Source organism: Bacillus sp. SD075 (genome assembly GCF_017355165.1).
Classification (GTDB): domain Bacteria; phylum Bacillota; class Bacilli; order Bacillales; family DSM-1321; genus Peribacillus.
Genome location: NZ_JADILK010000007.1, coordinates 127,072 through 143,175 on the forward strand (window position 1 = coordinate 127,072; position 16,104 = coordinate 143,175).

The following is a 16,104-nucleotide window of genomic DNA, read 5'->3' on the forward strand; positions in this document are numbered from 1 at the left end:
AGGGAGGCTGCCTAAATGATAAAAAGGATATGTGCCCCTGCTGGACTCGCGTTTTTCTTTGTTTTATCCATTTTGGGAGGGGATGTTACAGCGAAGGGATCAGAGAATGAAAAATCAGTATCAGACATTCAGGAAATCGTAGAAAACATGACAATCGATGAAAAAGTTGGTCAAATGCTCATGCCGGATTTTCGTAATTGGCAAAAACAAGGAGAAGAGAAGGCGACCGGGTTTATTGAAATGAACTCAGAAGTTGCAAGCATCATCAAAAAATATCATCTGGGCGGTGTGATTCTGTTTGCTGAGAATGTAGTCGATACCGAACAAACGGTTCGGCTTACCGATGGTTTGCAGATGGCAAGCCCGGACCTTCCGCTGTTCATAACGATTGATCAGGAAGGAGGAATCGTAACTCGCCTTCAAACTGGAACGAACCTTCCTGGTAATATGGCACTTGGAGCAGCCAGAAAAGGGAGTTACGCTTATCAATCTGGAGTAATCATTGGTAAGGAACTGTCGTCACTTGGCATAAATGTCAATTTCGGGCCGTCAGTCGATGTCAATAATAATCCCGGAAATCCTGTCATTGGCGTTCGTTCCTTTGGTTCTGATCCGGAACTTGTATCAAATCTTGGCATTCAGACGATAAAAGGATTGCAAAATCAGAACATGATAGCGACGACCAAGCATTTCCCTGGCCACGGAGATACAGCAGTCGATAGTCATTACGGTCTCCCCCTTGTTTCTCATGATAAAGAACGTTTGCGTTCCATCGAGTTGGTTCCTTTCCAAAGGGCCATCAATGCTGGAGTTGATATGATGATGACTGCACATGTTCAGTTTCCTGCAGTCGATGATACCACGTATATCAGTAAACAAGACGGTCAGGAAATTATGGTTCCTGCAACGTTGTCACATAAGGTCATCACGGGTCTATTACGTGAAGAAATGGGTTTTAACGGTGTTGTGGTTACAGATGCTTTGAATATGAAAGCCATCGCGGATAACTTCGGACAGGAAGAAGCTGTGGTCCTTGCCTTGAAATCTGGAGTTGATATTGCATTGATGCCAGCACAAGTTAATTCGCTTCAAATGGAAAAGAATATAACCTCTGTATTCAATGCAGTGAAGGCAGCAGTGGAAAGCGGGGAAATTCCTCTAGGTGAAGTCAATCAATCTGTAACGAGGATACTTGAACTGAAAGTGAAACGAGGGATATTAAACCCTGACGACACTCCGATCGATAAAAAAATTGAAACCGCGCTTCAAGTGGTCGGGAATGAAGATCATTTGAAAAATGAAAGGAAAATAGCGGAAGATGCCATCACCCTATTGAAAAATGAAGACAAAACATTGCCTTTCAAACCTAAGAAACATGATAAAATTTTAATTCTTGCTCCTTTTGATGACCAAGTTGAATCCATGTCCAGAAGCATCACCGAATTAGCTGATAAAAAGAAAATAAAGAAAGTCCAAATAACGGGCATGAGTTTTTCAGGAAAGTCATTTTCAGATCAAGTGGCCAGACTCATTGATGGATCGGACTTTGTCATAACTGGGTCCTATATTGTCAAAAACGATCCAGCTGTCAATGATGGAGTGATAGATGATAGTATTCAAGATTCGGCGACGTGGGCAACAGCCTTCCCTAGGGCGGTCATGAATCATGCTAAGAAAAAAGATAAAGAATTTGTTTTAATGAGTTTAAGAAACCCTTATGATGTCGCAAACTTTGAAGAAGCAAAAGCGGTTCTTGCTGTTTACGGGTTCAAAGGGTATTCGAATGGGCGTTATAGACAGCCCAATATCCCAGCGGGCATCTCGACCATTTTTGGATGGTCAAAACCTAAAGGCAAGTTGCCGGTCGATATACCATCAGTAACTAAGCCCAATGAAAGCCTTTATAAATTTGGATATGGATTAGATATTAAATCTGGAAGACCCATTAAAAAATAGGGAGGGAAGCAATTTGAAAAAAATGATAATCCTATTTACCATTTTTCTGTTGACTTTCGGAATCGTCTCCTCAAAAAGTGTAACCGCTGTTAAAGAGAAGAAAAAGCAAAAGGTCATTCCCGGTATTGAAGTTCTTATAAAAAAAGAAAAGAACGTGTTAAGCGGAAAGAAAGTCGGCTTGATTACGAATCCGACTGGCATCGATTCAAAATTAACCAGCATCGTCGATTTACTTAATGATGAACCGGATATTAATTTGACAGCGTTATTCGGTCCTGAACATGGAGTGCGTGGGGATGCGCAAGCTGGTGCAAGTGTTGAATTTTATATTGATGAAAAAACAGGGTTGCCCGTTTATAGCTTATATGGCAAAACGAAAAAACCGACGCCAGAAATGTTAAAGGATGTTGAGGTCCTTGTATTTGATATCCAGGATGTCGGAACACGCTATTACACATATATTTACACGATGGCTTATGCAATGGAAGCAGCCAAAGAAAATGATATCCCCTTTATCGTGCTGGACCGGCCGAATCCACAAGGCGGGGAGTCGGTAGATGGGCCGGTACTTGAACCTGAATTCTCATCGTTTGTTGGTTTGTATCCAATACCGCTTAAGCATGGGATGACTGTTGGGGAACTCGCGACCTTGTTCAATAAAGAGTTTAAAATTGGTGCGGATCTAAAGGTCATCAATATGAAAGGCTGGAAGCGAGATATGGATTATGACGATACTGGTCTCCCTTTTGTCTTGCCGTCTCCGAATATGCCGACAGTTTCCTCTACGTTCGTATATCCTGCTACAGGCTTGATCGAGGGTACGAATGTCTCGGAAGGCAGAGGGACGACTAAACCATTCGAGTTGATTGGTGCTCCTTATATAAACAGTAATGAGCTTGCAGGGAAATTAAATGCATTAAGGTTACCTGGTGTAAAATTCAGGGCAGCCTCCTTTACGCCTACATTTTCAAAACATGCAGGTAAACTTAGCCACGGAGTGGAAATTTATATCACGGATAGAGAGGAGTTCAAGGCTGTCCCTACTGGACTTCACATCATCAAGACCATTCATGACCTATATCCTCGTGATTTCGAATTCCTTGCAGCCAACAATTTCAATTTATTGATTGGAAATGGCTGGGTAATGTCAAGAATTGAAGAAGGTTCAACAGTAAATGAAATCATGAAAGAATATCAAGTAAAGCAGGATGCTTTTAAAAAGGTTCGCAAAAATTACTTGCTCTATAAGTAAGTGGAAAAAGAAAAGTCCGGTTGGGCTTTTCTTTTTTTGAACTTTCGAAGGAGGAGTAAATCGCTAAGACTTTATTCCTGAATATAACCAAATTTATAAATGAAATGAAGTTCTAAAATGGAAGGAGCCGTTGTCTAATAGAATAGGGGGTTTGCCCTAAATCAGTAATTGACAGGAGGAAAGCGGAATGAAAAAATATCTACAAAAAATTGGACGTTCCCTGATGCTTCCAGTAGCCGTCTTGCCGGCAGCCGCCATTTTAATGGGGATCGGTTATTGGATAGATCCATCAGGATGGGGATCGGGAAGTCCGTTAGCAGCTTTCTTAATAAAAGCAGGTTCTTCGATCATTGACAATATGGCTATCTTGTTTGCTGTAGGAGTGGCGTTGGGGATGTCAAAAGGAAAAGATGGAGCCGCCGCTTTGAGCGGACTGGTAGCCTATCTAGTCGTCACGACATTGCTCACCACGGACTCGGTAGCGATGTTGCAGGGAATTGATGCAAAAGATGTAAATCCAGCATTTGAGAAAATTGAAAATGCATTTGTCGGAATCCTCTCGGGTCTTATAGCGGCAGCTCTATATAATCGGTTCAGTAAGGTCGAACTGCCGGATGCATTCGCTTTCTTTAGCGGTAAGCGCCTTGTCCCGATCCTTACTGCGGTTGCCATGTTACTGGTTTCTCTAATTTTATTCTTCGTATGGCCACTCATTTACTCCTGGTTAGTTATATTCGGGGAAGGAATAAGTGAATTGGGTGCAGCTGGAGCAGGAGTCTATGGATTCTTCAATCGGCTTTTGATACCAACAGGTTTACATCATGCGTTAAACTCCGTTTTCTGGTTCGATGTAATAGGACTTAACGATATCGGTAAATTCTGGGCTGGAACAGGCATAAAAGGAACCACAGGCATGTATCAAGCAGGATTCTTTCCCGTCATGATGTTCGGTTTACCGGCTGCGGCCCTTGCCATGTACCATACGGCAAAATCACGGAAGAAAAAACAAGTGGCCTCACTAATGCTCGCAGCCGGTTTCGCTTCATTTTTCACAGGAGTTACTGAACCGCTGGAATTTGCTTTCATGTTTGTTGCACCAGCCCTATTTGTTGTGCATGCCTTATTAACAGGAATATCGTTAGCTATTGCGGCGACTTTCCAATGGACAGCAGGGTTTGGTTTTAGTGCAGGATTCATTGACTTTGTTTTAAGTTCAAGATTACCAATGGCAAATGAACCTTATATGCTACTTCTTCAAGGACTGGCTTTTGCTGTCATCTACTATTTCTTATTCCGATTCTTGATAACAAGGTTCAATTTAATGACTCCCGGCAGAGAAGATGATACAGAAGATGAGCTTGATGGTGGAGGGGCGATTGCGGAAGCAGACTACAGTCAAGGCGGGAATAAAGAGAGTAAATTCTTTGGAATGGCTTCCGCTATTTATGAGGGGTTAGGCGGAGACGATAACGTAACATCTGTAGATAACTGTGTTACCCGATTAAGGGTTGAGGTGGAGAGTATGGGAGCTGTCGATCAGAATAAAATCAAATCAACAGGGGTTGCTGGAATCAATGTAGTGGGTCCCCAAAGCATTCAAGTCATCGTAGGGACACAGGTACAATTCATAGCTGATGAAATTGAAAAGATCCGGCGGCAATAGGTCTGGATAAACTGCATTTTGCCTTTTAATGCAACCGATACACAAAAAATTCTACGATCGGAATAATATTTTCTGATCGTAGAGATTTTTATGATAAAGTACAGCTTAAACGGGCAAAGGATTTATCTTTATTAACTCTGCTCTAAAATAGAATAAAACGAATCAATGTTCTATAATATATAAGGGGATTGAATGAAGGGTTTGCCATGAATCTTGGAGAATAAGTAATGATGCTCGTCCGCCTATCATTTGAATAGTTAGGAATTCAGCGGTAAAGAAGGCTGTATACATACACGTCAATCTAAAAACACGATCATATAGTGTACTAAGTTTGGGCAAGGGATATCTTGAGCATTTTTCAAACTTTTAGTATGGGAGGTTCCGGTCATGTATAAACAAAAAACCAAGGAAACTGATAGTAGTGTCATTGAGTTCATTGAGAACGTCGAGCATCCAAAAAAGCGCGAAGATGCATATGAATTGTTGGATGTTTTCACCAAAACGACAGGTTATGAGGCGAAAATGTGGGGACCGAGCATCATCGGGTTCGGTATCTATCATTATAAATATGAATCAGGTCACGAAGGCGATGCCCCTCTGGTGGGCTTTTCCCCTCGAAAAGCTAAAATCAGTTTATATTTCGCTCCAGGAGATGAAAAAAGGGAAGAATTGTTACAGGCATTTGGAAAACACACTTCCGGAAAAGGGTGTGTGTACATCAATAAAGTGGCAGATATCGATATTAATGTATTGAAGGAATTGATTAATCAGTCTGTCGGGTTTTTGAGAGATATGTACCCGGACAATGAAATATAATAGAAGGTATGATCAGCCTATAATTGTTTAAGAGGAAGAAGAAAGCGAGTGGGAACGAAAATGAGAAAAATTAAAGTGGGCATAGTTGGGTATGGATTGTCAGGAGCTACTTTTCACGCGCCATTACTAAGTGTTTTAGGGCAGTTTCAAATAGCGAAAGTTGTCAGCTCCAATAAGGAAAAGGTCCAGAAAGATTTGAAAGATGTGGAAGTGGTAAGGAGCTTAGAGGAAATTCTTGAAGACGCGTCCATTGATTTGGCTGTTATTACGACACCGAGTGGTTTGCATTATGAAATGGCCAAGCAAAGCTTGTTGGCAGGGAAGCATGTCATCCTCGAAAAGCCGATGGTAGTGGAAGCTTGGGAAGCAGAGGAGCTCATTAAGATTGCCGAGGGAAAGAATCTGCTATTAAGTGTCTATCATAACCGGAGATGGGATAATGACTTTTTGACTGTGAAAAAACTTATGGATGATGGAGTGCTTGGCGAAATCAATACATATCAAGTCCATTATGATCGATACAGGCCTATGGTCAGGGATAGATGGAGGGAAAAACCAGGCCCGGGATCAGGCATGCTTTATGATTTAGGATCACATCTCATCGATCAGGCACTGCATTTGTTTGGATTGCCGCAATTCGTTTGGGCAGATGTATTTTCCCAAAAAGAAAATGCAGAAACGGATGATTATTTCCACGTGATATTAGGATATGAAAAGCTAAGGGTTATCTTGCATTCAGGCTCAATCGTTCCGTATAATGGACCGCGGTATCAGGTGCATGGAAGTAAAGGATCATTTATCAAATACGGTCTCGATTGCCAAGAGGCTGCCCTAAGCGAGGGGAAAAAACCGATGGATGACTCTTGGGGTGCAGATGATCCTGAATTCTATGGTAAGCTGGTTACGGTTGAAGGAGAAAATGAGGTACATGAAACCATTGAAACACGGCATGGATCTTATTTAACGTATTACCAGGCCGTTGCCGAAAGTATATTGAGCGGGAAAACAGCTCCAGTCACTGCCCAAGAGGGGTTATCGGTCATTAAAATCATTGATGCGGCTTTTGAAAGTAGTAATGGGAAAAAAGCCGTATATATTAAATGAAATCATTATGATAAGCGGCCTTATTCTCAGAAATAAGGCCGCTTTTTATTTTGGTCTAATAAAATCATTAACTTAAGGAACAAATGGAGCAAAAACTAGTGAATTCGAGCGTACGCATGAGTTTTTAGCCATTTACTCGTGAATTTGAAGCAAATAATCGTATGGTTCGTACATTTACTAGAATATACTGTTTTGAAGAATTTCGATTATAAGAGGGAAAAATAAAATCATCATTATGAAAACACCCCCGAATAGCGGCTGCTACTCGGGGGTGCCATTAAGGTATAAGACTTGTAATGCCCCATTAAGCTCTAAGATAAGGCTTTTGCATGAAGAGATCGTTTTTGCCAAGCCATGGTAATCATCAAAGTAATAAATAAGAGGAACAGGCCCAACATGAACGGGTAGGTAATGTGGACATCATACATCATTCCCGCAAGTGTAGGTCCGAGCACATTTCCGATGCTCATATACGCATTATTCATCCCCATTGCAAAGCCCTGCTCATTTCCTGCCATCTTGGAAATCAGTGTATTAAGAACTGGACGTAAGATGGAAGTGGAAAGGAAGATGATAAGCGAAATTAAAAAGAAAATCAGGTAACTTGTAGCAAAAAGTGATAGGAGGAAACCGATGGCTGCAACACTGATGAAGATATTCAGCACATTCACTTCCCCGAAACGCCGTACAATCCGGTCTACGACAAACAGTTGTACTATTACACTGACGATACCGGTGGCTGTAACCATGACGGCGATGTCCTTAGGACTTGAATTGAATTGATTATCAAGATAAAGACCAATTACAGATTCATATGCCATTAAGCCAAAACTCATTACAAGAGTAATGATGAGTGGGATGAAATAGGGCATTTTCACGGATAAGGCAATCTTCCGAACCATCGTTTCTGTTTTTGCATCCATGGTTTGAGTAGCCTGTGCCGTTTCGCTTTCTTTTAAAACAAAAATCGAAAATACCACTGCTGATAGGGATACGAGCGCAGAAATCAAAAAGGGAAACTTCAAGCCAAAGTCAGCTAAAAAACCTCCAATTCCTGGACCGACTACAATTCCCAGGGACATGGCGGCAGATACTAAACTATTGCCTTTGGCGCGTTGATCAAATGTGGTGATATCGGCTACATAAGCAAAAATTGCGGGTATAAGCAAAGCTGCTCCAATCCCTCCAATGATACGTGAAGCATACAATAACCAAATGGGATTGACTGCATAAAAAATAAACATGGATAATGTCAAACCGACCAATCCATAAATAATCATTTTTCTGCGTCCGAATTGGTCAGTCCATTTTCCGGCAATTGGCGAAAAAATAAGTTGTGCACCTGCGAAAATGGCAATCATTAGGCCAGCGGCGGTTCCGCCTTGATTAATGGAGGCCAGGTATGCTGGTAATATGGGAATGATGATCCCGAAACTTCCTATTGCTATAAACATATTGATCATGAGGATAATGATCTTTTTGCGTTGTTCTGCTGACATGGACAGCCTCTCTCTCTCTTAAAAATCATTAACCAATTTAATTCGCATGGTTAATTTTTTGATACGCTAATTATGTTATAGTTTTAGATAGATAGTGTCAATAAGAAAGGATTGTCAAACATGCATTCAAGTGAATTGTATAATCTACACCTAGAAATCAAGGAACTAAGCAGCCTCTCACAGAAATTGGTGGAACCGTTATTGGTTAAATATGATTTAACTTCTGTACAGTATCGCGCATTGCAATTAATAGTCTTGAATGAATCCATAGCTGTTAAAGATATTTCGAATCATTTGAAGATCAAACCAGCAGCAGGAACTGCCCTAATTGACCGGCTTGAACGGAAGAAATTGATTGAGAGGGTACACAGTGAGGATGATCGGCGGGTCGTTCTTATCCAATCCACCAAAATTGGTAGGGAATCCTACCATTCCATCAATAAGAGTTTTGCCAAAGTCTTTCGTGACTATTATAGCGTCCTAAATGAAGAGGAAACGGAACGGCTTAAACAAATCGTTGGAAAACTCACCGAACATGTGTCGTCACACATAGAGAATAAAATATAGTCTTCCTGACATGTACAATTTCCTTTATAATAGAAAGAAGAAGCTCTATCTATAAATTAAAGCAGTGAATCCCACTGTTTTTAAGGGGTGAATTATCAGAATAATTAAAAAACATCAGGGTATGCTCCCCCCGTTTATATGTTAGAAATCCATTTAAGAAGATATGACGTTTGGAAAATGAATATGTATCAAAAGGATTAAGAAATTTTTTCAATGACTCATCATGAAGAACCAGGCAGAGGAAGTATGCTGTAAGCGGAGAATCTCAAAAAAGGAGATGGTAAAAATGTTTTCCCCATTAACCCCAATGGATTGGAAGCGCAGGGCCGTAAAATATTATCCTCAGAAAGTCGCAGTCATCGATGAAGAGAAAGAGTTTACATACAAGGAATTCGGGCAGCGGGCCGATCAACTTTCCAAAGCACTTTATTCTTCGGGAATTGAAAAAGGTGACCATATTGCAGTAATGTTGCCCAATACGCATTATATGTTGGAATGTTTTTATGGCATTTGTCAAATGGGAGCGGTAATGGTTCCTTTGAATTATAGGCTTGCTGCAGAGGATTTGGAATATATCATCAAACATAGCGATTCAAAAATGTTGATAGTCGATGAAGAATTCACCGCTCCGATCGAAAAGATCATTACTAGACTTTCATTGGAAAAAATCATTATCGTGCCTGTTGAAGGACATGAAACCACTTTACCTGGAATAGACTATGAGAATTTCATTTTGCATGCAATTGATATAGGGTTGCCAGAGGTTACAATCGATGAAAATCAACTTTTGACTATAAATTATACGAGTGGAACGACTTCAAAACCAAAAGGGGTAATGTTAACCCATCGCGGGAATTACATGAACGCCGCTAATTTCATTTATCACCTTGGAGTGAAGCATGACGATGTATACTTACATACCCTGCCAATGTTTCACGCGAATGGCTGGGGAGGTGTATGGTCGGTGACGGCTACTGGCGGGACTCATGTATGTTTAAGGAAAATTGATCCCCCTCATATCCTCAAATTATTCGCCCGTCATAATATTACCTTGTTATGTGGGGCACCAACTGTCGTCAATATGCTAGTGAATGATTCTAAAGCAAAGGAAACAAATATCAAAGTCCGCCCTAGGATGGCGACAGCAGGTGCTCCTCCAGCAGCAGCGCTTATACAAAAGGCCCAAGAAATCCTTGGTTTGAATATGATTCACGTATATGGATTAACAGAAACTTCCCCTTTCATCCTCTATAACGAGTGGAAGGATGAGTTTGAAGCTAAATCGGGGGACGAACAAGCAATAATAAAGGCTAGACAAGGTATTGAATTGGTTTTCAATGGGGAAACGATGGTAGTCAATCAAGATGGGAAAGCAGTCGCTTGGGATGGAAAGGAATTAGGCGAAATCATTACTCGCGGCAATGTTGTAATGGAAGGATATTATAGGGATCCGGAAAAGACGGCCGAAGCAATCAAGGATGGCTGGTTTCATACTGGGGATCTGGCAGTGACCTACCCTGATGGATATATTGAAATACAGGACAGGGCTAAGGATTTAATCATTTCCGGGGGAGAAAATATTTCCTCAACAGAGGTGGAAGGGGTATTGTATAAACATCCAGATGTTTTGGAGGCGGCGGTCATTGCCATCCCAGACGATAAATGGGGAGAAACGCCTAAGGCAATCATTGTCCTGCACCCCAATGCGGAAGTGACAGAAAATGAGATCATCACCTTTTGCCGCTCAAAAATGGCCCATTTTAAAGCACCGACAAAAGTTGAATTCGTAGAGTTTTTACCGAAAACGGCAACAGGTAAGCTACAAAAATACCGTTTGAGGGAACTCCATTGGAAAGGATCGAAAAAGGTAAATTAATAGGAACGCGACATATATTACGGGTTTGCTATAAAAAGTTAAAAGAAAAGTACGGCAAATAAAAAACCAAGAATGCTGATTTAAAGCATTCTTGGTTTTTTTATTTTGGAAAGCACCATTTCCTCTGTAGTACTAGGAATCAGGTCGACTAATTGACGCGATGTTTTTTTCTTTTTTTGGAATATGTTGTACATAGAAAATAAATTCCGATCAGCCATTATCACTGAAAACATCTTTAAAATAAAACCTAGAGATATAGAAATAAGTACAATTATCATCTATTAATTTGATTTAAATAATGGGATTAATGGTTAAATAAAAAGAAAAAAAGGATCTAAATTAAACTTTAAAAGCATTATTTCTGTAGAGACTTACATCAATGGTTAGTTTAAGAATAGCCGAGTGAAATTCTAAAAAATCTAAATGAGCTTACGCTATGGAAGATTTAAATAAGCACATAGAAAAATAAATAAGCAATGGTCCATTAAAAATTCCGTAAATTTAAATCAAACATTATAACGTTATATTGATTAGTTCGACAAAATATGATAATCTATTTTTGTAAAGAGAAATGAAATGAATTCTCACACAATTCAGTGTAACCGTATACAAAGCACTTGCAATCGATAGGATGTACCGAAAAGGATGAGGGAAATGACAGATACGTTAGTTCTTAAGAATGTAAAGGTGTTAGAGGGGAATGCAGTGGATATCATACTGGAAAATGGGATGATTAAAGAAATCGCACTTCCCGGAACTGCAACAGGAGATAAGATAATAGATTATGATCAAAAAGTTTTTGTTTCCAGCGGATGGATTGATATGCATGTACATGCTTTCCCGGAATTCGATCCTTATGGTGATGAGGTTGACGAGATTGGATATAAAACTGGTGTAACGACGGTCATTGATGCGGGAAGCACGGGGGCAGATAGGATATCTGATCTGGTTAGCAGTTGTGAAAATTCCAAAACGAATGTTTTCGCCTTTCTGAATATTTCGCGGATTGGATTGAAAAGGATTGATGAGTTATCGGATATTTCATGGCTGGACGAAGGTGAATTAAGAAAGGCAATTTCCAAATACGGAGATTTTATCGTTGGACTTAAAGCAAGAATTAGTAAAAGTGTGGTTGGTCCAAATGGTGTCGAGCCATTAAAAATCGCTAGGAAGTTCTCGGATGAAACTGGTTTACCGTTAATGGTCCATATCGGTTCAGGGCCGCCTGATATTAAGGAAGTCCTTGATTTACTTGAGGAAAAGGATATTATTACACATTTCTTAAATGGTAAAGCGAATAATTTATTTGATGTAAGAGAAGAGCCATTGCCTAAGTTATGTAAGGCGATTGAACGTGGTGTTCATTTGGATGTGGGCCATGGAACGGCAAGCTTTTCTTTTAAAACAGCAGAAATGGCGAAAAAGTGGGGAATTCGCTTCAATACGATCAGTACGGATATATATCGTAAAAACAGAGAGAATGGGCCAGTTTTTAATATGGCAAATGTGCTTACAAAATTTTTGTACCTCGGTTATCCATTAAAAGAAGTAATAGATGCCGTTACTGTCAATGCAGCAGCTTGGTTGAATAAACCAGAGCTAGGTAGGATTTCAGCTGGGGATATTGCGAACTTAACCTTATTTTCGGTTGAGAATGAGCAGACCCTTTTATTGGATTCCGATGGTGAAAAAAGGATGGCAGAAAAAAGTGTTGTTGTTAAAGGAGTGGTTATAAATGGAGAATTCATTGAATGCTAAATACGGTTTGAAAAGAGTCATCAATGCAAGTGGAAGAATGAGCATATTAGGGGTTTCTGCCCCTACTGACACAGTGATGGATGCGATGAAAAAAGGTGGGCAAAATTATGTGGAAATTTCTGATTTAGTCGATAAGTCAGGACAGCATATAGCAAATTTGCTTCATTCTGAAGCAGCGGTCGTCGTTAACTCAGCATCAAGCGGAATTGCGCTTTCAGTAGCGGCAATCGTTACTGAAGGAAACAGAAGGAAAAGCGAAAGGCTTCATCAAGACCGCATTCAAAAGAATGAAATCATCATGTTTAAAGGTCATAACGTTCAGTACGGTGCCCCGGTTGAAACCATGATTTTCCTTGGTGGCGGAAAATTGGTTGAAGTTGGATATGCAAACGAAGGGAAGGCGGAACATATTGCGGATGCCATAAATGAAAATACTTCTGCCATTTTATATGTGAAATCGCATCATGCTGTTCAGAAAAATATGATATCGGTCGAAGAAGCATGGGAAGTGGCCAAATCGAATAATATCCCTCTGATTGTCGACGCAGCAGCGGAGGAGGATTTGGGGAAATATGTACATTATTCTGACCTAGCGATATATAGTGGATCAAAAGCCATTGAAGGACCCACATCCGGTATCGTTGCTGGCAGAAAAAAATATATCGAATGGTTAAAGGTTCAATTTCACTGTATCGGAAGGAGCATGAAGGTCGGTAAGGAAACTACCTTTGGGCTGCTTCAGGCATTGGATGAATATTTTGTCAAGAGGGATAACAGCGAAAAAGAAAAAGCTAGTTTACAAGTCCTCACATCACTTGACTCCATTAATGGCGTAAAAGTAACGATAGTCCAGGATGAAGCCGGTCGTGCCATATATAGAGCACGTATTTCCATTGATCCTTTGATAACGGAAACAACGGCGAAAGATGTGAACGAGCAGCTTAGAAATGGGGATATTGCCATTTATACTCGTGATTATGGGATACGGCAAGGCTTTTTCGATATAGATCCACGCCCATTGCAAGGTGATGATATAAATGTCATTGAAGCTCAATTAAGAACCATATTAGGAGGAAAAAAAGGATGACAAACATAAACAAACGGTTATTGCATGATTGTGTAGCCTTAAATGTACTTGCAAATAGTGTAGAAAATGCAGTGGAAGTCTTTGAAGCAGCGGAAGGACATGTATTGGTGGGTGTACTCTCAAAGGATTATCCAACTGTGGAAGCTGGTGTAACAGCAATGAAAGAATACGGTGAAGCCATTGATGAGGCCGTTTCAATAGGATTGGGCGCGGGCGATAATAGACAGGCAGCAGTTGTCACAGAAATAGCAAAATACTATCCAGGCAGTCATATCAACCAGGTTTTTCCGGCTGTTGGTGCTACGAGGGCCAATTTAGGTGAGAAGGATAGCTGGATAAATTCACTTGTTTCTCCATCTGGGAAAGTCGGTTATGTGAATATCTCCACTGGTCCAGTAAGTGCAGGCGCAAGTGAAACTGCCATTGTGCCTATCAAAGCAGCCATTGCGCTGGTTCGCGATATGGGAGGAAATGCATTGAAATACTTTCCGATGAAAGGCCTAAAGCATGAAGAAGAATATCGTGCTGTGGCAAAAGCTTGTGGTGAAGAGGGATTTGCTTTGGAACCAACAGGTGGAATCGATTTAGATAATTTCGAGACCATACTAGAAATAGCATTAGAAGCAAAAGTGCCTAAAGTCATTCCCCATGTTTATTCTTCCATCATTGATGAAGAGACTGGAAAAACGAATGGGGAGGATGTCCGGAAATTATTAGCCTTAACAAAAAAATTGGTTGAAAAATATGCCTAAAAGGATTGTGGCATTCGGGGAAGTAATGATGCGTTTGCAGGTACCAGGGTATGAATTGCTATCCCAGGCCAACACTCTGCAATACTCCTTTTCAGGCACGGGGGTAAACGTTGCTTCTGCGATGACAAAGTTAGGACATGATGGGTATCTTGTGACAAAGCTACCGGATAACCCGCTTGGGGATTCTGCGATTTCATCTTTGCAGCGATTAGGGATTGGAAGGAACTTCATCTCTAGGGGTGGCAAATACATGGGGATGTACTTTTTGGAAAATGGTTTTGGACAGCGGGCGAGCCGTGTCACATATTCCAATCGACTGGAAAGCAGTTTTAATACAGCCTCCTTATCCGATTATGATCTGGATATGATTTCGGAAAGTGCGGATATCATCCACTTTTGCGGAATCACGCTTGCAATGGCGGAAAATGTCCGGGAAAGTATGAAGATCCTGGCTAGAAAGGTCAAAGAAAAAGGCGGTACAGTCTGTTTCGATTGCAATTACCGCCCCTCTTTATGGGAGGGAGGTTACGCTGACGCAAAGCCTCATTATGAAGAAATGCTTTCTTTGGCTGATATCGTCATGATGAATGAGAAAGATGCCCTATATATTTTAGGTATGGAGTCAGAAGGCTCCACAAGGGAAAAGCAGCTTATTGAATTGATCCCTGAAGTGGCCAGGATATTCAATATTCAATCAATAGCAGGCACACATCGTTCAATCAAAAGTGATAATAGCCATACGTTGAGGGGGTATATGTACAAGGAAGAAACATTTTACTTTTCCGATATTCTATCTTTTTCCGTATATGATAGAATAGGTTCAGGCGATGCGTATACCAGCGGAATCTTACATGGTGAATTACGTGGATATCCTCCTGAAAAGACAGTTCGGTTTGCGGCTGTATCAGGAATGCTTGCATGTACTGTCGTTGGAGATACTCCTTTGTCAACCGAAAAGGAGATACTTTCGGCAATGGAAGGTAAAATGGAAGATATTAAGAGATAAAAGGCAGGAGATTAGGAATGAATGTGAACAGAAAAAATGGACCGATGTATTTACAGATAAAAGAAATATTAAAGGATCGTATTTTACATGGGGTTTATGCCATCGACACAAACATTCCCTCTGAGCCTCTTTTGGAAGAAGAATTTAACGTAAGTAAGGTCACTGTCCGTAATGCCATCAAAGAACTTGTGCAAGAGGGGTATGTTGAAAAGAAAAGCGGCAAAGGCACTAGAGTCATTGCTAATGGTTCGATTGTCAAACTTTCCAAAGGAAAGCGTTTCACAGAGCTGTTGGTGGAGGAAGGGCACTCCATATTAAAGAAGGTGTTAAACATAAGTCAAGTTGACCTTTCTTCAGATCCTAACCTGCAATCTTTATTTGGTGACCATTGCATAAGTATCGAACGGATATATTTACTGGACAATGAACCTTATATTTACTTTACACATTATGTATCACTTGATTTAAGCCAAGAAGAGATAAAAGAGGTCCAAATCAATTCATTGTATCGCTTTTTGGAAGGTCAAAACCTTAAACTTGAAACATTCAGAGATGAGTTTGCCGTCGCTATCGCTCCGGATCACATTTGCGAAACACTGAAAATCGAAAACAATAGTCCTGTACTAAAAAGAATTCGGATTTCCAGTGATGGGGACGGAAATGTTATGGAATACAGTGAAGGGTATTACAATACGGCTAAGCAGAACTACATTGTGACATATAACGAGCCGGTACAATAATCCCATTTATTGTATTGGTTTGATTGTA

General features: G+C 40.5%; 13 protein-coding genes. 12 read left to right on the top strand and 1 reads right to left on the bottom strand.

The annotated features are described in order from the left end of the window. Positions 1-15: 15 nt before the first annotated feature. From IOC57_RS07985 to IOC57_RS08005, 5 genes are all read left to right on the top strand, one after another. On the top strand, positions 16-1,956 hold the full coding sequence (locus IOC57_RS07985) for a glycoside hydrolase family 3 protein (protein ID WP_207438215.1): 1,941 nt from the start codon (positions 16-18) through the stop codon (positions 1,954-1,956). 13 nt (positions 1,957-1,969) lie between these two features. Further along, positions 1,970-3,208, top strand: coding sequence for an exo-beta-N-acetylmuramidase NamZ family protein (locus tag IOC57_RS07990; RefSeq protein WP_286184626.1), 1,239 nt, complete (start codon positions 1,970-1,972; stop codon positions 3,206-3,208). A 187-nt stretch (positions 3,209-3,395) separates the two neighbouring features. Further along, positions 3,396-4,871, top strand: coding sequence for an N-acetylglucosamine-specific PTS transporter subunit IIBC (gene nagE, locus IOC57_RS07995; protein ID WP_207438216.1), 1,476 nt, complete (start codon positions 3,396-3,398; stop codon positions 4,869-4,871). 387 nt (positions 4,872-5,258) lie between these two features. Beyond that, positions 5,259-5,687, top strand: a complete 429-nt coding sequence (locus IOC57_RS08000; protein ID WP_207438217.1) for a DUF1801 domain-containing protein — start codon at positions 5,259-5,261, stop codon at positions 5,685-5,687. Positions 5,688-5,747: 60 nt separating this feature from the next. Then, positions 5,748-6,791: an oxidoreductase gene (locus IOC57_RS08005; protein ID WP_207438218.1), complete on the top strand. Its 1,044-nt coding sequence runs from the start codon at positions 5,748-5,750 to the stop codon at positions 6,789-6,791. A 311-nt stretch (positions 6,792-7,102) separates the two neighbouring features. Here IOC57_RS08005 and IOC57_RS08010 read toward each other — a convergent pair whose 3' ends face one another. Continuing rightward, entirely contained in the window at positions 7,103-8,290 is a 1,188-nt protein-coding gene (locus tag IOC57_RS08010; protein ID WP_207438219.1) for an MFS transporter, read from the bottom strand. Between the two features lie 120 nt (positions 8,291-8,410). Between IOC57_RS08010 and IOC57_RS08015 the strand changes: the two genes are divergently transcribed. The 7 genes from IOC57_RS08015 (at position 8,411) to IOC57_RS08045 (ending at position 16,076) form a co-directional block, all read left to right on the top strand. Beyond that, positions 8,411-8,857, top strand: a complete 447-nt coding sequence (locus IOC57_RS08015) for a MarR family winged helix-turn-helix transcriptional regulator (protein ID WP_207438220.1) — start codon at positions 8,411-8,413, stop codon at positions 8,855-8,857. 286 nt (positions 8,858-9,143) lie between these two features. Further along, entirely contained in the window at positions 9,144-10,733 is a 1,590-nt protein-coding gene (locus tag IOC57_RS08020; protein WP_207438221.1) for a long-chain-fatty-acid--CoA ligase, read from the top strand. Positions 10,734-11,387: 654 nt separating this feature from the next. Next, the gene (locus tag IOC57_RS08025) at positions 11,388-12,491 is read left to right on the top strand and encodes an amidohydrolase/deacetylase family metallohydrolase (protein WP_207438222.1); all 1,104 of its coding nucleotides are present in this window, start codon (positions 11,388-11,390) and stop codon (positions 12,489-12,491) included. Beyond that, the gene (locus IOC57_RS08030; protein ID WP_207438223.1) at positions 12,469-13,578 is read left to right on the top strand and encodes a DgaE family pyridoxal phosphate-dependent ammonia lyase; all 1,110 of its coding nucleotides are present in this window, start codon (positions 12,469-12,471) and stop codon (positions 13,576-13,578) included. Before IOC57_RS08025 ends, IOC57_RS08030 begins: the two co-directional genes overlap by 23 nt. Next, complete coding sequence (gene dagF / locus IOC57_RS08035; protein ID WP_207438224.1) at positions 13,575-14,330, top strand: 2-dehydro-3-deoxy-phosphogluconate aldolase; 756 nt, start codon at positions 13,575-13,577, stop codon at positions 14,328-14,330. The genes IOC57_RS08030 and dagF overlap by 4 nt, the downstream gene beginning before the upstream one ends. Beyond that, on the top strand, positions 14,323-15,336 hold the full coding sequence (locus IOC57_RS08040; RefSeq protein ID WP_207438225.1) for a sugar kinase: 1,014 nt from the start codon (positions 14,323-14,325) through the stop codon (positions 15,334-15,336). Before dagF ends, IOC57_RS08040 begins: the two co-directional genes overlap by 8 nt. A gap of 17 nt (positions 15,337-15,353) precedes the next feature. Then, the gene (locus IOC57_RS08045) at positions 15,354-16,076 is read left to right on the top strand and encodes a GntR family transcriptional regulator (protein ID WP_207438226.1); all 723 of its coding nucleotides are present in this window, start codon (positions 15,354-15,356) and stop codon (positions 16,074-16,076) included. Positions 16,077-16,104 lie beyond the last annotated feature (28 nt).